Origin of the sequence: Paucisalibacillus globulus DSM 18846, from assembly GCF_000482485.1 — a bacterium.
Lineage (GTDB): Bacteria > Bacillota > Bacilli > Bacillales > Amphibacillaceae > Ornithinibacillus > Ornithinibacillus globulus.
The window spans coordinates 216,223-235,259 of record NZ_AXVK01000001.1; the positions used below are offsets into that span (position 1 = coordinate 216,223).

The window sequence follows — 19,037 nt, forward strand, 5'->3', positions numbered from 1 at the left end:
AACCAAGCCATTCTTTTCATGTGTTTCTAAGATGATTCATTACTAAAAAACTGTTCAGCCATTAAATTAATTTCATCCGGTTTCTCTACAATCGTCCAATGCCCACAGTTTTTAATTTCATGTAATTCTGCATGTGGTATGTAGTTGATAAATAATTCATTTATCAAAGAAGGTGGGAGGATATCATGACTTCCTTGTGCAACTGTGATTGGTATACGTGCCAACCTATCTACTTTATTAGATAAATCATAATTTTTCTCAATATCTTCAATCATTATGTGATTGACTGTATGGTTCATTCTAGTTTTTATTTTCCCATGTAATGATTCTTTAGAATAAACGTAGTATGGATCTACAATGTCTAATATATCTTCAATAGAAGCCGTACCTTTCTTTACTTTTCTATCTGTGGTTACTAAGTTTATTTTGTCCTTTATGGATATTTTTCTTAACAATGCTTTTTCGAATACTTTAAATCCTTTCTGGTTTATACCAATGACGGCTGTTAAAAATAGTTTATTAACTCTTTCTGGATATGTTGTAGCATATAGCAGTGCAAGCATACTTCCCCATGATTCTCCAAAAAGATTCATTTTTTCAAGTTGCAATTGAATTCTTAATGACTCTAATGTATTTACTTCGTTTTGCATAGAATATTTGTCATTTTCAATCGGATCTGACTTACCACAACCATGCTGATCATATAAAACTATTTTATATTTTTTAGACAAAGGTAAGACATATGGGAGAAAAAAACGATGTTCACTACCAGGACCTCCGTGTAGGAAAATAATCGGCTCACCTTTTCCGATAATATTTATATGGATACTTCGAGTATTTATATTTACATACTGTGCAAGTGCCATCGTTAGCCCTCCATTTATCATGATAGAATTGTATTGTGAAATTATAGTGTAAAAATAATAAATTTCATTTTATCTTATTCCTATATGTATGATAGGTAAATAGAAAATATGGGGAATTACCATATAAAATAATTAAGGGAGGCTTATGATTTGATTCAGGCTGTCTTATTTGATTTGTATGAAACACTTATTACGGAGTGGGAGGATAACCAAAAAAAAGCAACATATTCAATTGCCCCATTAGGTATAAACGAAAAAGAATATAAAGTGGAGTGGGCAAAAAGAGTAGAAAAAAGAATGGATGGGACATACCCAGACCATCAAACTGTACTGAGAGAGATTGTAACATCCTTAGGGAAATCCGTTGATGAACAGGTGATTGAAGAAGTACATCAACAAAGAGTTAGTACAAAGTTAAAACCATTCCAGGAAATAGATTCTAAAATAATCAACATGCTGCAAGCCTTAAGGAAGAGGAATGTAAAGATTGGTTTAATAAGTAATTGCACACCTGAAGAAGTAATAGGGTTTAAGGATTCTAGATTAGCCAAATTATTTGATGATGTTATTTTTTCATACAAAGTAAAACAAGCAAAGCCTAATGCGGAGATTTATTTGACTGCGTGCCAAAATCTAAAAGTTTCACCTGAGTCATGTCTCTTTATTGGTGACGGTGGATCAAATGAGTTGCGTGGGGCATCTATGGTAGGAATGCAATCTTTCCAGGCGGTATGGTTCTTACCTGCTTATATCAGTGAGAGGATTACCGAATTTCCTAAGCTAGAAAATCCAATGCAGGTATTGGATTTAATAGCGAAGGGATCAACTACTAATGAAGAAATTGATTGATCCATCTCTACATCCGGATTGGTTAAAACCACACTCATTGGAATGGTATCAACAACTTGCTTCGCTTCATGGAAAGTACCTTTATCCATGGAATTCTATTTTAGAAAAGCCTAATGGAGAATCCATATTTGATAATGAAGTATTAAGGATGGTTCACGACAAAAAAGTATTGGATATCGGATGTGGTCATGGAGATTTTGCTATCGAATGTAGTGAGACCGCGAAAGAAATTGTAGGATTTGATATAACACAACAATTTGTTGAAGCGGGTAATAGGAATAAAAAGGAAAACGTTTCTTTTGTAGTTGGAGATTTGAAAGATGGCTTACCCTTTGAAATGGATCAATTTGATTGCGCCTACATTCGAAAAGGACCTACATCAGCCTACCCTCTTGTGAATCGCGTAGTTAAAAAAGGTTGTACTATACTAGGATTACATCCGGGTGATGAGTCAGGAGTGGAGTTGCTACAATGGTTTCCTAATTTGTTCCAAAAATCAACAATACAAATCATTGATGTATTGAATGATAGATTAAAGAATAGTAATTTTGCTAAGGCTGAAATAGAATCAATTAATAGTATAGAATTTTTGCAGTCACCGATTGATGTTATTAAATTGTGTTGCTTTGGTCAAAAAGAAACTGTTTATGAGATGGTTGAAGGGAAAAATATGGATCAAATCTTAAAAATATTTGAGGCAAATGCTTCACACAAAGGACTACCTATAACATTTTCACGCTATATTATTCGTATAAAAGTGTAGTAGGAAGGGGGATTTGATGGATAGACCATTTCATCATTTGGCTCGGGGAATTATTATTAAAAACAATACAATACTTGTAGCACATGCCATTGGACACAGAAATACTTTTCTACCAGGTGGACATATTGAATTTGGAGAAAGTGCAAAGGATGCTTTGATTAGAGAGATTAATGAGGAACTAGGGATGGATTGTAAGGTTGGTACCTTTGTAGGGGTGATTGAACATAAATGGATGAAACAAGGTGTGGTTAACTATGAAGTGAATCAAGTATTTGAAGTGCAATGCGACGATTTGCTTAACATAGAGATTCCAATATCTAAAGAATCGCATATTGAATTTTTATGGCAACATGTGGAGGAGTTAGAGGAGCATAATTTACAACCATATCCATTAACGAAAATAATACATCGTTATTTGAATGGTATGGAAAAATTATATTGGGCAAGTACTTTAAATGAAGATATTGATGAATACAATAAAGAGTAATGGAAGTAGGAGCAAAAAGTTCAATATGGTCAATGTTGAAATGCGACACTGACCATATTGAACTTAATTTAGATGATATTAGTGATAAGACCTATGGCGGCAAAACAAGGACCTATTACGTGTTACATCCTATAGAGAATGCCCAGTTAAGTATTAATATACCAGTTCAAAATGAGAAGGAAATAATGATGAAGGTTATGGATGTAGAAGAGGCAAAGGAAATAATTCAATCTTTTAATGGTCCAGGAATCGAATGGGTACTTGATGTGAGACAACGTAATAAGGAATATAATAATTTTATCCAAACAGGTAATCGGGCACGAATCTCGAAAATTGTTAACACGTTAATGCGGAAAAAAATTGAAACAGAATATGAAAAGAAACATTTTACAGAGCAAGACAAAAAGCTACTTGTAAAAACACAACATAATTTATTCGAAGAACTAGCTATTGCACTAAATAAAACGTAACAGGAAATTGATACTAAAGTTCGGGGACTCCTAAAAGCAGCAAGTTAAAAAAAGCGTAATAAATGATTTGATTATCTCGAATGTCGTATAACTAGCAGTGATTGTAATTATATTGAATAGTATAAAAAACAGCCTAAGGGCTGTTTTTTAAATATGTGGGAATTTTTGTAAGGTTGCTTTTTGCTTCAGTTCTATTCCCCGTGACAGCATATAAAAAGAAAATAATAATAGAACAAATGCTAGTAATGGAAAATAAAGAATCCACTGATAGTCGTAAATGAAGGAGCGCCATTGTCCAATTAGACCTGCCCAATCTCTGCTGATTGATATATAGACCGGCGGGCCACCTAATCGTAAAATCGTTCCCCCTAGAAACAAATTAAAAATACCTAGTTGTCCAATTAATGTAAGAACTAGTATAATTTCTTTTACAAACATTGCTACAAGAGTACCTTTTAGATGAGGGAAAATATGTTTCCATAATATCCTAATTCTTCCTGATCCAAGCGCTTTTGTAGCTGTAATATACAACTCCTTTTTCAATTCAACTGTTTTACTGAAGACAGCTGCATATACTCCAGGAAATCCGACAATGACCATTAGAAATGATTGTAATAATACTAGTTCTATAACTGATAGCGGTGAATTAATGGTGATTCTTATTAAAAGAAAATAAATGATTAGAAATGCTGGAATACTACCCAGTAATCCAAAAATAGTACCCGCTTTATTTTTTTCCTTCCCAACTAAGCCAAACCAAATGCCAAATGATCCACCAATAATAATTCTTAAAAATGCTACCCCCACTCCTACAAACACAGTGTATTTTGCACCATATAGTAGAAGGGTGAGGATGTCATATCCCCATTGGTCTGTTCCTAATAGATGCTCCTTTGATGGGGGATAGGGGGAAGTATGAATGCCAAAATCATCAGGCCCATTATAAAAATACCCTGTAGGCTCCACATAATCTTTTTCATAAGGAGCAAGGATGGGTCCAAAAATTGCAACGAAAACAATCAAGCCAGTAGCAATCATCCCAACCCATAATCGCCAATTAGTCATGGGCAAACACCCTTTCTAGCAGTAGAATAAGCAATCGAATGGACCAGTAAATAATTAAGTAAAGGAACACTAGGGCAATTAATGTATTTACAGTAAGGTTAAACTGATACAAGGTTCCACCGAACAAAATCGTGGTTAAGCCTCTAATATTGAATAGATATTCCACAATAAATAAGTTGCTCATCATAATAGCTAAAACTTTATGTAAATCTGCCTTTAAAAAAGGGAGTACATTACGTACAACGTGGTGAATATGTATGTAACGCTTCTTCAATCCTTTTGCTTTTGCTGTTAAGATGTAGTCATCAGAAAGAACATCATATGTACGTTCCGACAAAGTCCGAATAAGATAAATTGCTGGAATAATTGTTAATGTAATTAATGGAAGTAAATATGCATTTTCATCCGCAGAAAGTGATGCTACTCTTGCTATTTTTAATCCAGTAGATTTATAGATAAAAACAACTCCCAGTTGCAAAAAAAATACTAAGATAAAATCAGGAATTGTTCCAAGGAATCCTATAATATCTTTTATCCATTCTTTTTTTGATTTACTGTACCAAGCAGAAATAAGCATTCCAATGACAACGGCAAGAATCCCTGCTAATAAAAGGTACCGTAATGATGTGAAAAAATAAGCTGATACATCTTTTAAGAAACTGTATGTACGACTTTTTCCTTCTTGATAAGTAAAAGAATCACCATTTAAAAGTCCGTTTAAATAACTTTTTACCAAATCTACTATAGTCTGTAAGGATATAGATAGGTTTCCATCGATTATTGTTATGGATAAAGGAACAGCAGCTAATAAAAAGATAAAAGCTAATAGTCCGCCTACTGAAAAGACAATTCTCATTATTCATCATCCTTGTTGATTAACTTTTAGGGATAAGTAAAAAGTACCACTATCAGAAAAATTGGTCAAGTTGGAAAATAAAAAAGTTTTTGTTTTATAACTTGATACAAGTTACATAATTTGTTTAAGGTGCGCAGTAACTAGGCCCAAGTTTTCCTCGAATCGGGCTCATGCTCAGTAAGACAGGGCCCATGTTTTCTCGAATCGGGCCCGTGCTCAGTAAGACAGGGCCCATGTTTTCTCGAATCGGGCCCGTGCTCAGTAAGACAGGGCTCATGTTTTTTCAAATCGGGCCCATGCTCAGTAAGACAGGGCTCATGTTTTTTTAAATCGGGCCCATGCTCAGTAAGACAGGGCCCATGTTTCCTCGAATCGGGCCCATGCTCAGTAAGATAGGGCTCATGTTTCTCAAATCAGGCCCATGCTCAGTAAGACAGGGCTCATGTTTCCTCGAATAAGGTCCATCCTCAGTAAGATAGGGCTCATGTTTTAAATTGCTGCGCAGTTTCCATCAATAGAGTAGATGAGGGTAACCCACTTTAGGAGAACAGCATTTTAATATATCTTTTAAATGAAACATATTTACTATTGCAATCGTATGAAGTAAAAACAAGATGGAACTTCTAGATAAGAAAATGTTTAGGAGTGATTAAATGTTAAAAGAAAAAGTAGAAATGAGACTATTACCGCGAGATGCAGAATTAGCATTAGGGGTAATTGGTGGCTTACTAGGTTTAATCGGAACTATACTGTATTTGCAATTTAATATGGTTCCAGGGAATGAAGAAATAATTACAGACTTTTTGCATGGATTATTGCGTATTGGTGCTTGTATAATTGCATTCAAAGCAGCTTACAATGTGCAATACGAAGCAAAACATTCAGCCATTATTTTTGTTCTAAGTGGTCTTACTTTATTAACACTTGTTAAGGCAACTATCCCAGGTGGTATTGTACTGCTGATCGTTGGAATAATGTGTTTCTTAAGAAAGTAATAGGTTTGTTGAGGTGATTTTTTGTCTACAGGAATGCTTATATACATAATTGTAATGGGTTGGACATTGATTGTTTACGGCAGTATAGCCTATTTCATTATAAAAAAGAAAGAATATGGTTTGATATCTGGTTTTTCTAATCGGCCAAAAGAAGAACAAGAATATTTGATACAAAATGGCTTTATTGAAAAATTAGGGAAAGTTTTGCTTTATTCCTTTTTTATGTTAGTAATTGCAGCAGTATTGCCCATCTTTCACATTCCTTATGGAGTAGAGATTGGTTGGGGATTATTTATTATTTTTACGTTTGGTGGTCTGTTGTATTTGCAAAAGTTTGAATTTCCAACGAAAAGAAAAAAGTATCGTTGGTTATATGGAATAATTGCTATACTTACTATTGGACTAATTATAGGTGTTTCATTTGCAGGAAATCAGGATAATGAGATCTTGATAGAAAATAACACATTCATTATATCAGGGATGTATGGTATAGAATGGTCTCTCGAGAGAATAGAGAATGTTGAATTATTGAAGAAACTCCCCGAAGTAGTAATGAAAACAAATGGTTTTTCCTCTGGAAATTCACGAAAGGGTAAATTTAAGTTGGAAGAACCATATGGGTTCGGAAGGTTATTTGTAACAGGTGATAAAGGTCCGTTTCTCTATATACGGGTAAATGATGATTATGTTATTCTTAATCGACCTACTGAACAAGAAACTATCGAGTTTTACGAACGAATAATGGATGAGCTATAGGGCTTAAAGGGGAGAAGGCGATGAGAGTTGCTTTAGTAACTGGTGCAAATGGGGGAATTGGGAAGCTTATATCGTTGGAATTGATTAGGGCAGGGTTTCTTGTAATTGCAGCGATGAGAAATACAGCTAAGCAAGATGAGTTAGTTGGTATTGTTAAGAATTTGGGGTTAGAAGCAAATTTGGAAATTGTCCAAATGGACGTTACTAAAGAAGAAGAGATTGGAGAAATTAAGGGATGGATTCAGTCTAGGTTCGGTCAATTGGATGTATTAGTTAATAATGCTGGATACTCACAAGGTGGGTTTATAGAGGATTTAACGATGGAAGATTGGGAGAGTCAGTATGGTACCAATGTATTTGGAGTTATCCAAATAACTAAATCATTATTACCATTGCTTAAGAAATCACATAAAGGTCAAATCATTAATATTAGTAGTGTTAGCGGATATTTTGGGTTTCCTGGCATGGGTCCGTACTGCTCGTCTAAGTTTGCTGTTGAGGGATTTAGTGAGAGTTTGAGACTGGAATTGCTATCTGAACATATCTTTGTTTCCCTTATTGAACCAGCTTCTTTTAAAACAGGAATATGGGAAAAAGGCCTAGAGATAGGAGAAATTATCATGGAAGAGGAAATATTGAAAAGAAATGCTTTTGACTTTGCCAAGCAGGCTTCTAAAAATGCGGGGAATCCATTTGAAGTAGCTAATCTAGTACGAAAAATATGCCATGAGAAAAAGCCGAAGTTTCGTTATCGAGTAGGAAAAGGAGCAAATTCATTATGGTTTATTAAGAAATTAGTTCCTTGGTCTATAATTGAGAGAATAGTATTGAAAAGACTAAATAAATCATAGAAAAAAGTCGCAGGGTTTCTCTGCAACTTTTTCTAGTTTATACTTATTTTATTCAGCCGCTATTTCATTTCGACAAAATGCAACAAAAATCGGGAAGTGACAGGCACCATAAACTTTATTTCACTTCATATTGTCCCATCATGCCTGCGTCTTCGTGTTCAAGGATGTGGCAGTGGTACATAAATATGCCGGTGTGTGTGAATTTTGTTATGATTCGAACGGTTTCTCCTGGTTGTACTAGGATGGTGTCTTTCCAGCCGGCTTCATTTGCTGGTGGTGGGTTTCCGTCGCGGTCTAGTACTTGGAATTGGACACCATGTAGATGGAATGGATGTGGCATGCCACCATTTAATCCAGTTCGTTGATTTGTGACTTCCCAGATTTCTGTGTCATTTAAATTTACTTCCTCATCGATACGTGACATATCCATAGACTTGTCATTAATGGTTAAAGTAGCTCCTACTCCTGCCATGACCATATCCCGGGTAACTACAGCGCTATCTGGATCAATGTATTCTATTTCTGTTAATTGTTCAGGTATTTCAAAAACCTTTGACTCTTCATCGGTTACAACAAATTCCATCAATTCCACTTCTACAACTTCTGAAACAGTTTTACTTAATTCTGAGCCAGTATCGATTAGTTTAATTCTATCTCCAGTTTCTAACTTAGAAAAGTCAACCAGAATCTCCGCTCGTTCCGCAGGACTCATCCGAATGGAAGTCATTTCAACAGATTTTTCTAGAAAACCTCCATCACTAGCTATTTGATAAAATTCTTGTCCATTACTTAATTCAAAATGATACGTTCTACCGTTTGAACCATTTAATAGACGCAATCGAACCATTCCTTTTGGTACTTCTAAATATGGTGAAATTACACCGTTTACAAGAAAGGCATTTCCATAAAGTCCCATCATAACATCGGTCATGCCTGGATCATATTGCATATTACCTTTAGAATCTAATCTTCGGTCCTGGATGACTACTGGAAAGTCATTGACGCCATATTCTTTTGGAATATCAAGTTGTTCAGATACCTCATCTTCAATATAAAAGAACCCTGCTAATCCTTCATAGACCTGCTTTGCAGTCATGTGCATCATGTGGGGATGATACCATAGTGTTGCGGCGGGTTGGTCAATGGTAAACTCAGGCTCCCAAGTTTCACCAGACTTAATCCCGGAATGTGGGCCGCCATCATTTTTACCATCTACTCGTAAACCATGCCAGTGAAGGGTAGTTGCTTCGTCTAATTCATTTTTCATTTTTACTTTTACCTTTTCACCCTCGTGTACTCGTATAACTGGTCCTAGTATGTTTCCGTTATACCCAAGTGTTGTAGATTCTACACCCTCTAAGATTTCACTTGTTCCTTTCTGTGCGGTTAAATGAAATTCGGCTTGCTTAGGATCAGGATCTAAATCTTCCAAAATAGGCGGAATAGGTAAGGGTTTTGATTCTACTAAGGCAGACAAATCCTCACTAGATGTTTTTTTCGATTTTTCCTCATCATCAGAAGTAAAAGCTAAAACAAGGAAAATTGCAGCTAGTAGGACAATTACAATAAGGATTATATATAAGTGAATTTTTTTCATTACGTAAATCTCCAATCTTTTTTCTAGCATAGAGTAATCTTATTTTCAATTGTACCGTTAAATGTGCAAATTTAATGGCTATTTTTTAAACGTTTTTTGACAATATACTTTTACATCCTACTTATCTATTTAAAGTGTGAAGAATGTCACAGCGAGAAAACGAAAATAATTTTAACTTAAAGTTGTCATTAGTGACAAGGAGGGATTAACTTGTTTAATCGAGACTATAATGAAAATCCATTTATTGTAATTTGGGAATTGACGAGAGCCTGCCAACTACATTGTTTACATTGCCGGGCAGAGGCACAGCATCATCGTCATCCACTAGAACTGACATTTGAAGAAGGTAAAAAGTTAATTGATGATATTTATGAAATGGATAATCCAATGCTTGTATTCACTGGTGGAGATCCACTGGAACGTCCAGATGTATTTGATATAGCAGAATATGCAATTAAGAAAGGTGTTCGGGTATCAATGACACCTTCTGCAACTCCTAACGTGACGAAAGAAGCCATGCAAAAGGCAAAGGACATTGGCCTAGCAAGGTGGGCATTTAGTATAGATGGGCACTGTGCAGAAGTACATGACCATTTCCGTGGAACAACAGGCTCATTTGATTTAACCATGGAAAGAATCAAATATCTTCATGAATTAGCGATGCCACTACAAATAAATACAGTTATTTCACGGTATAATTATGAGTACTTAGATGAAATGGCAGAAATGGTTGAAAGATTAGGATGTGTGTTATGGAGTGTCTTTTTCCTTGTACCAACTGGTCGGGGAAAGGAATCAGATATGATTACACCTGCCGAACATGAAAAAGTATTTAGATGGCTTTACCGGCTTTCCAAGAGGGTACCATTTGATATTAAAACAACAGCAGGTCAACATTATCGTCGGGTAGTCATTCAACAAAAAATGCGTGAAAATAAAGGAATGAGTGATTCCGAGCATATCTTTTATGAGGATGCAATTAACCAGGGTAAGACTGGGCAGATTGATGGATTAGGTCGTGCTCCTAAAGGAGTAAATGATGGAAATGGCTTTGTCTTTATTTCTCACACTGGCGATGTTTATCCTAGTGGATTATTACCCATTAAGGCGGGAAATGTACGCGTAACACCGTTGGCTAAAATATATAGGGAATCAGAGATTTTCCAAAATCTAAGAAACCCAGATAAATATAAAGGTAAATGTGGGGTCTGTGAATTCCGTCATGTATGTGGAGGTTCACGTTCCAGAGCCTATAATGTAACTGGTGATTATATGGAAAGTGAACCATATTGTGTTTATATTCCTAAAGCAATGCGTCAAAAAGGAAAACAAAAGACCGTGTAATAAGGACAGCCAAGCGAACGAGATGCTTGGCTGTTTCTTTTAGAGTGAAACTTCCTTTTGCAACCTTTTAATAAGTTGATTAGTTCAATAGTCTTTTTATTTTGATTGCTAAGTATATCATTTATTTGTTGATTATCGTATTGAGTGATATTTAACTTGAATTCATTCACCTACTTGATGTATTTGCGTATTTATCACTATAATGCTAGGTTATAGTTATTCTTTTTACTAAGATAAAAATTACGTTTTATACAAAAAATAATAGGTAAACTATGAAAATAATTAATGATTGTATCCCATGAAATTGTATATTACTGACAAACAACCAAAATTAAAGAGAATGTAATAGGTCAATTCCTAATCACATTCTCTTCGTAATCAAAATATTTCTTTATGTAAGCCCATTATGTCTATTACAAGATATCCGCCATCATTTACACTAACTAAATCTTTCTTTTTTAGTTGTGTTAGTGTTCTACTGACTGTTTCACGGCTTGAGCCAATCATATTTGCTAATTCTCTATTTGTTAATTGCAGGTTTAACCGAGTAAATGTTTCGTCATGCTTCTTTCCATCTTTAGCAAGTCTTAATAAAAGCATTACAATCTGTTCATATGTACTATGTAGCATCTTTTCCTCTAAGCGATTTTGTAATTCTACAATTTTGTCTCCTAGTACCCGAAAGAGTTTCACGCTAATTTCAGGATGAGTAAATAGCAACTCTTCGAATAGTTTTATAGGGACATAAATGAGAATAGAATCTTCCATTACTTCTGCATGACCAGGATAATTATCTTTTCGAAAAAATCCTTGATGTGGAAACATTTCATTAGTTCCAAGCATATTAATAAGTTGTTCTTTACCTTGTAAATCAGTTCGATATATCTTAATTCGTCCTTTTTGAATAAAATAGACGTTCGTTAATGGATCTCCATGCATAAATATATGAGTTCCTTGAGGGAAAAAGCGAGTATTTGCGATATTAACAATGGGGTTCATTTCTTCTTTTGTTAAATCTTTAAATATAGGAAATCGCTGTAATAGTTCTCTGATAGTATCTGGTGACATAGAATCATCCTTTCTATTAGATTGACAATTATATATTATCATCATACCCTACTTTTGGTGTGATGAAAATCACAGGTATAGAGTGAAGTATTTCACTAAAATGTTTTTCTGTAGGGCATATGATGGACATGTACAAAAAAAGGAGGCATTTTAGATGAGTGAAATACAATTTTCAAAAAAATTACATGCACCAGATATAGAACCAAGGATTCGTCACCCGCGAATTTTTGAAGTGTTTGAAAGCTTGAATTCTGGTGAGTTTATGGAACTTACCAATGATCATGATCCTAAACCACTTCAGTATCAATTTATGATGGAAAGAGAAGGACAGTTTACTTGGGAATATTTAGAAGATGGACCAACCCTTTGGAGAGTTGCAATCGGTAAAAAATAGGTGATGAGGGTAGAATCATTAGCTTATAATTATGGAATTTTTGTGACAAGATGGTGAAAAATGGCTAATTTTTAACTTGAATGTGATTTATATCACATTCAAGTGCACAGGAAGACTTTATGATGAAGATGTAAAAAAAATTGCATTTAGGAGGAAAATTTATTATGAAAAAATTACTTTTAGCATTACTATTTTCATTAATTTTAGTTTTAGCAGCATGTGGTGGGGATGACGCAGAGTCTAAGGATTCGGATACATCATCTGACACAGAACAAAGCGCAGATTCAAGCACTCCAGATCCAAACAATGAAGTAAATATTGTTGCTTCAAACTTCCAATTTGATAAAGATGTGTATACAGTAAAATCAGGTGAAGAAGTTAAAGTGTCACTTAAAAATGATGAAGGTATGCATGGAATTACTATCGAAGGATTAGATGTAAATATTGATGGTGAAGGAGAAGCGACTTTTACACCAACAGAACCTGGAGAATATAAAATAATCTGTAGCATCATGTGCGGTGAAGGCCACGGCGATATGGTATCAACTCTAGTAGTTCAATAATGAATATACTAATGGAACCTCAAGATTCGAAAAGGACTTGGGGTTTCTTTTTTTGTAGTTAGGAAAGTATAAAAAACTTTCCGCCAACATAAGAAAAACTAACACATTTGCAAAAGGAAGAACGAATGCGAGTTTTTCTAAGCTTTGAACCCAACGAATAGTTGATGGAAAGTGTGAAGTAAATTGCTTATGATTATGATTATGTTCTAAACATCTAACTGGCTTCAAAATAACGTATAGAACACTTTTATACATCATTTCAACCCATTATCTACTTCAAAATGATATATAGCAATGTATTCCTCATGTAGTTACTTAATAGTTTATACCAATAGCAACAAACTGTAAGTAAATGATCTATTTTTTACTTAAAAGTAATGCTAATTATTATGGAACATAGTACGACCGTAGTATGTATTTGTGCAATACTATTGCTCCGACATTAATTGTTCATAATTTCACAAGGAAGTGTGATTCAAATCACAACGATAATGATGGAATGGTTTTATAATCAAGGTGAAGATAAGATAAATGATTAATTAAATGTTCAATAAATCACAAATTATCTTTATGCTAATTTATCTTATCTATTAAAAAACTCTGAGGTGAGCATTATGAAAAAAATAAAATTTGGTTTGCTTGTAGGGTTAAGTATTCCTGTATTATTATTATCTGCTTGTGGTGAACAACCAGAGAATACTGAACTAAAGGATGCTGCAGATAAGAATGTCGTGGAAGTTAGCACACAAGTATTTGCGCCTCATGAAGGAGTAAATCAGGAGCCTGTTCCCCTAGAGATGGAACGTGATGGAACGGATGTTTTTGTGAAAATGACTGCACAGATTACAGATATACAACTGGATAAAGACACATTGTATAAAGCATGGACATTTAATGGTGAAGCTCCAGGTCCAGTAGTTGTTGTTAATGAAGGTGACACCATTCACTTTACATTAGACAATATGGATCCAGCAGTACCACATAGTATGGACTTCCATGCTGTGCATACTGCACCTAACGTAGGCTTTGCTGATGTAATGCCAAATGAAGAAGGTACCTTCGCATATAAAGCTAACAGTCCGGGGGTATTTATGTATCATTGTGGTACAGCTCCAGTTATAGCACACATTGCAAATGGTATGCATGGAGTAATCATCGTTAAACCAGCGGATGGCTATCCAACAGATGATTTAGTTGATAAAGAATTTGTAATTGTACAAAATGAGTGGTACGACTACAACAATATGGAAGACATGATAGAAGGGGAACCTAACCAAGTTGTATTCTCTGCAAAAGCTCTGGAAGAGGGACAAATTAATACCAATGGTACCGTTGGAGCATTAATCGATACACCGCTTGAAGCAAAAGTAGGGGATAGAATCCGTTTCTATATAAACAATGTTGGACCAAACGAATTAAGTAGCTTCCATGTAATTGGTACAATCATGGAAGATGTCTACATCGATGGTCATCCAGCAAACCACTTAAAAGGAATGCAAACAGTAGGTTTACCAGCTAGTGGTGGAGCGGTAGTAGAGTTCGTTGTACAAGAACCTGGGGAATACAAATTTGTTACACATCAATTTGAACACGTTGAAAAAGGCGCAGCAGGTAAAATCATTGTAACTGAATAATAATAGTCCTAATAAGCACTAGACCCCTTGAGATTAATTGGGGCCTAGTGCTTTTTTGTATGGTGGTAATTTGATGTGGTAAATCGATAGTGTAATTGTTCACAAGCTCTTGCTGTGAGGTCACAAAGTTCTTAAAATTACTCTCGCAAGCACCGACTATAGGGGCCTACGGGTATTGACTCGGTCAAAATCCAAGTAATCAACCTATTTACTTCCCAGATAGAGAAACACTAATTTCCTAATTCTACCCATAAACTAAGGCCACTACTCGTATATGTAACCCTGTTCACAATCTTGTCATTTTCCAATCGAAATGAGACAAAAATCACACTGAGGGTGTGACATATTTCACTTTGAAACGACCCAACTAAAAATACAATATAGATGAAGATAAAAGGAGGGATTCAGGTGGCAGTTAATAAAGAGGTTTTAACAAATCAAAATGATAATAACCACGAAGATCATTCTTATAGAGGAGCACTTGCTTCTTCCCTAATTTTTGTAGGTGGGGGAATTGTATTAGTTATTGCATTACTATTGGTTCTATATATGACCCGAGTATAAAAAGGAGGTAATGAAAATGAAATTTCATCGCGCTGAAGAAATTTTTCTAGTAATAGGTGTTGCTATTCTTGTTCTATCAATGGTTATTACTGGATATCAAGGTTTTGCTAAACAAATGGGGCCACCAAGTGGTATGGAAACACTTGATCCAGAAAAAGTAGATGAACATGAATTATTTAGTGAACCTGGTGTTTATGAAGTAGGAGAAAACAAGTATCAAGTTGTTATGACCTTACAAGCATTCCAATTTACACCAAATAATATTGAAATCCCTGCTGGAGCTGAAGTTGAATTTATTATGACATCAAAAGATGTTATTCATGGTTTCCAAGTTGCAGGAACAAACTTAAATGCTATGGTAATGCCTGGATATATTCAACGAATTAAACAAACATTTGATGAGCCAGGAGAATTCCTAGTATTATGTAACGAATATTGTGGTATTGGACACCAATTAATGGGAACAACGATTACTGTTAAATAGGAAAGGAGGAAGATTTACATGGCGCTTTCAGAAAAGAATTTAGGAGAAAAGGTAAATAAAGCATTAGGTGTTAATCCGCAAGATGCTAAACTAACAAAAACCTACTTGTCTCTAGCATTTATTGTATTATTTATCGGAGGAGTTTTAGGTCTAGCACAAGGTTTAAACCGTGCTGGTTTATTCAATCTACCAAGTTGGTTTGATTATTATCAAACACTTACAGCACACGGTATCTTAATGTTATTAGTATTTACAACATTATTTATGGTTGGATACTTTTATGCAGGAATTTCCCATGTACTTGGTGGATTAATACCAATTACAAGGAAATTAGGTTGGATCGCACTTGCATCCGCATTATTAGGTACAGTATTAGTTGCAGTAACAATCATTGCAGGTGATGCATCTGTAATGTACACATTCTACCCACCAATGCAAGCTTCACCTTGGTTCTACATTGGATTAGTATTTCTAGTAGTAGCAATTTGGTTATCAGCATTTGGGGTATTTATTAATGCAAGAGATTGGAAGAAGAAAAACAAAGGACAGCATCTTCCATTACTAGCATATTTTGCAGTGGGTGCATTCCTTCTAGTATTTAGTGCAAGTATTTTAGTAACAGTTGAAGTATTAACACTTATTCCGTGGGCCTTCGGATGGACCGAAACAGTTAATGTTATGGTATCAAGAACACTGTTCTGGGGATTTGGTCATACATTAGTTAACGTATGGTATTTCACAGCAGTATCAGCTTGGTATGTTGCCGTTCCAAAACTTATCGGTGGTAAAGGATTTAGTGATTCCTTAACTAGATTAGTTGTAATCTTAATGGTTGTCTTAAACATCCCAGGTGGATTCCACCACCAAATTATTGACCCAGCTATTACAGAGGGTTGGAAATTTGCTCACGTATTTATGAGTTTATCTATCGCATTCCCTTCATTAATGACAGCATTTGCGATGTTTGCAGTATTTGAAAAAGTTGGACGTAAAAACGGTGGTAAAGGTTTACTAGGTTGGTTGAAGAAATTACCATGGGGTGATGTACGCTTCTTAGCACCATTCATAGCAATGGCAGCATTCATTCCTGGTGGAGCGGGTGGTATCGCTCAAACAAACCACCATCTAAACCAAGTTGTTCATAACTCATTATGGGTAACCGGTCACTTCCACTTAACGGTTGGGGTAACCGTAGCATTAACATTCTTTGGTATTATATACTGGTTAGTTCCACATATTTCAGGTCGTACACTAACACCAAAATTGAATAAATTAGGCGTTATCCAAACAGTTTTATGGACTGTGGGTATGATCTTCATGTCTGGTGCTATGCACTGGGTAGGGTTACTTGGTTCACCAAGAAGAACTTCCTATTCAACTTACGGCGATAACGCAACAGCACTTGAGTGGGAACCATACTTGTTCTTCTTAGCAATCGGTGGAACATTACTAATGATTGCAGTAGCTATGATCACATATATTTGCTTCCATCTAATGTTCAAGGCACCAAAAGGTCATACAGAATTTCCAGTTGCTGAGACTGATGGAACAGCTAATACTCCAAAATGGACCCAACGCTGGGGTCTAGTGGTTGCAATGTTGATTGTAATCTTAGCAATGGGGTATGTAATGCCATTAACTGAAATGATATTTAATGGACCTCCAGGATCACCACCAATTAGAACCTGGTAAATTTTAAAATGGAGATAGTCTTGACTTTGTTAGGCTATCTCTTTCTATTTTTAATATCATCATTAGGATGTGAGATTAATATGAGGAAAAATAAGCATCAAACAATAGCTATTGTCCTTATAATGGTCTTTGGCTTTATTGTCTTTTATATTGGGACAGATGGATTTCAAGCATATACAGCAGAAACAGCACGAAGTCTCCAACTAGAAAAGGAAAGACCAACTTTTCCAGAAGTAACATTGGAAGATAGTAAAGAAAGAGCTTATACATTCTCTGAATTTGAAGGAAAATATGTCATGCTTACTTTTATCTATACGGCTTGTACAGATGTATGTCCGCAATTAGAAATGAATCTTAATGAGGTATACCAACAAATTCCTAAAGAGTACCTTGGCGATGACATTGTTTTCCTTAGTATAAGCTTTGATCCAGATAGAGATGATATTAGCGCTTTGCAAAAGTATAGTCACTATTTTAATGCAGATGAGGAAACGTGGCGAATGACTCGAGTTCCTGATAAACAAGAATTACAAAATTTACTAGATGCCTTTGGGGTTATTGTTATTCCGGATGGTACTGGAAACTTTACACATAACTCTGCATTCTATTTAGTTGATCCAGATGGTAAATTGGAAGAGATAATGGATTATACAAAAACCGATGAAGCGGCACTTAAGGTGAATGCGACATTAGATAAGAAAGCAGGGGAGTAAAATGAAACAAGCAATATATGGGTTAATATTTTATATCTTTCTAATACTTCCTCCAGTTATTTCGATATCTGAGTCCATCATGGTCTTACACATGCATATGCAAATGCCACTTCTTGTTATTATTGGTATGTTATTTGTACCATATTTGAGGGAAAAGTTTCCTAGTTTTTTTGCAAAATGGAATGACAATGGCGTTCCAGGAATAGTATTGTTTTTCATTATCCTTTTATATTGGATGATGATTCCAAGGGCAATGGATGATGCCATTTCAAATGTACTAGTAGAAATATTTAAGTTTATAAGCTTACCATTTTTAGCTGGCGTTCCATTACGGGATAGCTGGAAAAAACTATCTAAAAAAGGACAGAATGTAACCTTGATTTGTATTTCTATTATCTATGGCGCCGTGGCATTGCTGTACATTGCTTCTCCTGCTCAATTATGTAATAACTATCTTGTAGCAGAACAAAAGGCTCTAGGGTGGACATCATTATTTACTGCAATTGGAATCATGATTTATTATGTACAGTCTTTGTTTATTGATGAGGAGGAGTACGAGTAGATAGTAGATAGGATTCAAATTCTAGAGGTGACACTTGCTGTTATTTTAAGCAGGTGTTTTTTTGTGTTATTAGCCTTGTATGATCTTTTTTACCAAACAAAAAAAGCCAAAAAGTGTTTGTAAACAACACTTTTTGACCATTTGATTTACTAATTGCCCCATAGTATTTGCATTGCTTTTTCACTCATATTTTCTGGGGTCCAAGCAGGTTCCCAGACGAGATTAACTTTTATTACTCCCAATCCTTCTATGGACTTCAAACGATGTTCTACACCTTTCGTAATACTATCATGCATTGGACAACCAGGAGTTGTTAAAGTCATAGCAATTAGGGCATTATTTTCTTCATCTAAACTAATACCGTAAACTAGACCCAAATCAACAATATTAATTCCTAATTCAGGGTCGATAACGTCGTACAAGGCTGTTTGTATTTCATTTTCTAAATCCATTTTTACTTCCCC

The 19,037-nt window shown here is 35.1% G+C and carries 22 protein-coding genes; 16 read left to right on the forward strand and 6 right to left on the reverse strand.

The window, feature by feature from the left end; genetic code table 11:
• Positions 1 to 26: 26 nt before the first annotated feature.
• A complete protein-coding gene (locus K332_RS0101140) occupies positions 27 to 866 on the reverse strand; it encodes an alpha/beta fold hydrolase (RefSeq protein WP_026905773.1) in 840 nt (279 codons plus the stop codon).
• Positions 867 to 1,016: 150 nt separating this feature from the next.
• Between K332_RS0101140 and K332_RS21770 the strand changes: the two genes are divergently transcribed.
• The 4 genes from K332_RS21770 to K332_RS21780 are packed head-to-tail and all read left to right on the forward strand — an operon-like array spanning position 1,017 to position 3,435.
• Complete coding sequence (locus K332_RS21770) at positions 1,017 to 1,715, forward strand: HAD family hydrolase (RefSeq protein ID WP_051359308.1); 699 nt, start codon at positions 1,017 to 1,019, stop codon at positions 1,713 to 1,715.
• Positions 1,699 to 2,478 (forward strand): class I SAM-dependent methyltransferase, encoded by a 780-nt coding sequence (locus K332_RS0101150; protein ID WP_026905774.1) that lies wholly within the window; start codon positions 1,699 to 1,701, stop codon positions 2,476 to 2,478. Before K332_RS21770 ends, K332_RS0101150 begins: the two co-directional genes overlap by 17 nt.
• A 16-nt stretch (positions 2,479 to 2,494) precedes the next feature.
• A complete protein-coding gene (locus K332_RS21775; RefSeq protein ID WP_036687790.1) occupies positions 2,495 to 2,965 on the forward strand; it encodes an NUDIX domain-containing protein in 471 nt (156 codons plus the stop codon).
• Complete coding sequence (locus K332_RS21780; RefSeq protein WP_245604614.1) at positions 2,965 to 3,435, forward strand: CarD family transcriptional regulator; 471 nt, start codon at positions 2,965 to 2,967, stop codon at positions 3,433 to 3,435. Before K332_RS21775 ends, K332_RS21780 begins: the two co-directional genes overlap by 1 nt.
• Before the next feature lie 147 nt (positions 3,436 to 3,582).
• Here the strand turns inward: K332_RS21780 and K332_RS0101165 are convergent, their stop codons facing one another.
• Together K332_RS0101165 and K332_RS0101170 are read right to left on the reverse strand one after the other, a co-directional pair.
• The gene (locus K332_RS0101165) at positions 3,583 to 4,500 is read right to left on the reverse strand and encodes an ABC transporter permease (protein ID WP_026905775.1); all 918 of its coding nucleotides are present in this window, start codon (positions 4,498 to 4,500) and stop codon (positions 3,583 to 3,585) included.
• Positions 4,493 to 5,356, reverse strand: a complete 864-nt coding sequence (locus K332_RS0101170) for an ABC transporter permease subunit (protein WP_026905776.1) — start codon at positions 5,354 to 5,356, stop codon at positions 4,493 to 4,495. The genes K332_RS0101165 and K332_RS0101170 overlap by 8 nt, the downstream gene beginning before the upstream one ends.
• A 653-nt stretch (positions 5,357 to 6,009) precedes the next feature.
• Between K332_RS0101170 and K332_RS0101175 the strand changes: the two genes are divergently transcribed.
• Genes K332_RS0101175 through K332_RS0101185 form a run of 3 tightly spaced genes read left to right on the forward strand, consistent with a single transcriptional unit; the run spans position 6,010 to position 7,958 of the window.
• Positions 6,010 to 6,351, forward strand: coding sequence for a hypothetical protein (locus K332_RS0101175; RefSeq protein WP_026905777.1), 342 nt, complete (start codon positions 6,010 to 6,012; stop codon positions 6,349 to 6,351).
• Positions 6,352 to 6,372: 21 nt separating this feature from the next.
• Positions 6,373 to 7,107 carry a DUF3784 domain-containing protein gene (locus K332_RS0101180; protein ID WP_051359309.1) on the forward strand — a complete coding sequence of 245 codons (735 nt, stop codon included), beginning with the start codon at positions 6,373 to 6,375 and terminating at the stop codon, positions 7,105 to 7,107.
• Between the two features lie 20 nt (positions 7,108 to 7,127).
• On the forward strand, positions 7,128 to 7,958 hold the full coding sequence (locus K332_RS0101185) for an SDR family oxidoreductase (protein WP_036687795.1): 831 nt from the start codon (positions 7,128 to 7,130) through the stop codon (positions 7,956 to 7,958).
• A 115-nt stretch (positions 7,959 to 8,073) separates the two neighbouring features.
• Here the strand turns inward: K332_RS0101185 and K332_RS0101190 are convergent, their stop codons facing one another.
• Positions 8,074 to 9,555 (reverse strand): multicopper oxidase family protein, encoded by a 1,482-nt coding sequence (locus K332_RS0101190; RefSeq protein ID WP_026905780.1) that lies wholly within the window; start codon positions 9,553 to 9,555, stop codon positions 8,074 to 8,076.
• Positions 9,556 to 9,765: 210 nt separating this feature from the next.
• On the opposite strand from K332_RS0101190, the gene K332_RS0101195 reads away from it, so the two are divergent.
• A complete protein-coding gene (locus tag K332_RS0101195) occupies positions 9,766 to 10,899 on the forward strand; it encodes a TIGR04053 family radical SAM/SPASM domain-containing protein (RefSeq protein ID WP_026905781.1) in 1,134 nt (377 codons plus the stop codon).
• 378 nt (positions 10,900 to 11,277) lie between these two features.
• Here K332_RS0101195 and K332_RS0101200 read toward each other — a convergent pair whose 3' ends face one another.
• Entirely contained in the window at positions 11,278 to 11,967 is a 690-nt protein-coding gene (locus K332_RS0101200) for a Crp/Fnr family transcriptional regulator (RefSeq protein ID WP_026905782.1), read from the reverse strand.
• A gap of 154 nt (positions 11,968 to 12,121) precedes the next feature.
• Here K332_RS0101200 and K332_RS0101205 point away from each other — a divergent pair, with 154 nt between their 5' ends.
• The 8 genes from K332_RS0101205 to K332_RS0101245 all read left to right on the forward strand — a co-directional run bounded on the left by K332_RS0101205 (position 12,122) and on the right by K332_RS0101245 (position 18,573).
• Positions 12,122 to 12,361 carry a DUF2249 domain-containing protein gene (locus tag K332_RS0101205; protein ID WP_026905783.1) on the forward strand — a complete coding sequence of 80 codons (240 nt, stop codon included), beginning with the start codon at positions 12,122 to 12,124 and terminating at the stop codon, positions 12,359 to 12,361.
• 164 nt (positions 12,362 to 12,525) lie between these two features.
• Complete coding sequence (locus tag K332_RS0101210; RefSeq protein WP_026905784.1) at positions 12,526 to 12,924, forward strand: cupredoxin domain-containing protein; 399 nt, start codon at positions 12,526 to 12,528, stop codon at positions 12,922 to 12,924.
• A 614-nt stretch (positions 12,925 to 13,538) separates the two neighbouring features.
• Positions 13,539 to 14,558 carry a multicopper oxidase domain-containing protein gene (locus tag K332_RS0101220; protein ID WP_036687939.1) on the forward strand — a complete coding sequence of 340 codons (1,020 nt, stop codon included), beginning with the start codon at positions 13,539 to 13,541 and terminating at the stop codon, positions 14,556 to 14,558.
• Positions 14,559 to 14,966: 408 nt separating this feature from the next.
• Entirely contained in the window at positions 14,967 to 15,122 is a 156-nt protein-coding gene (locus K332_RS23860; protein ID WP_156914126.1) for a hypothetical protein, read from the forward strand.
• Between the two features lie 16 nt (positions 15,123 to 15,138).
• Positions 15,139 to 15,606, forward strand: coding sequence for a cytochrome c oxidase subunit II (locus K332_RS0101230; RefSeq protein WP_026905787.1), 468 nt, complete (start codon positions 15,139 to 15,141; stop codon positions 15,604 to 15,606).
• An 18-nt stretch (positions 15,607 to 15,624) separates the two neighbouring features.
• Positions 15,625 to 17,298, forward strand: a complete 1,674-nt coding sequence (locus K332_RS0101235; RefSeq protein WP_026905788.1) for a cbb3-type cytochrome c oxidase subunit I — start codon at positions 15,625 to 15,627, stop codon at positions 17,296 to 17,298.
• An 80-nt stretch (positions 17,299 to 17,378) separates the two neighbouring features.
• Positions 17,379 to 18,011: an SCO family protein gene (locus K332_RS0101240; RefSeq protein ID WP_026905789.1), complete on the forward strand. Its 633-nt coding sequence runs from the start codon at positions 17,379 to 17,381 to the stop codon at positions 18,009 to 18,011.
• 1 nt (position 18,012) lies between these two features.
• Positions 18,013 to 18,573 carry a hypothetical protein gene (locus K332_RS0101245; RefSeq protein ID WP_026905790.1) on the forward strand — a complete coding sequence of 187 codons (561 nt, stop codon included), beginning with the start codon at positions 18,013 to 18,015 and terminating at the stop codon, positions 18,571 to 18,573.
• A gap of 149 nt (positions 18,574 to 18,722) precedes the next feature.
• Here the strand turns inward: K332_RS0101245 and K332_RS0101250 are convergent, their stop codons facing one another.
• The gene (locus K332_RS0101250; RefSeq protein ID WP_026905791.1) at positions 18,723 to 19,025 is read right to left on the reverse strand and encodes a metal-sulfur cluster assembly factor; all 303 of its coding nucleotides are present in this window, start codon (positions 19,023 to 19,025) and stop codon (positions 18,723 to 18,725) included.
• Positions 19,026 to 19,037 lie beyond the last annotated feature (12 nt).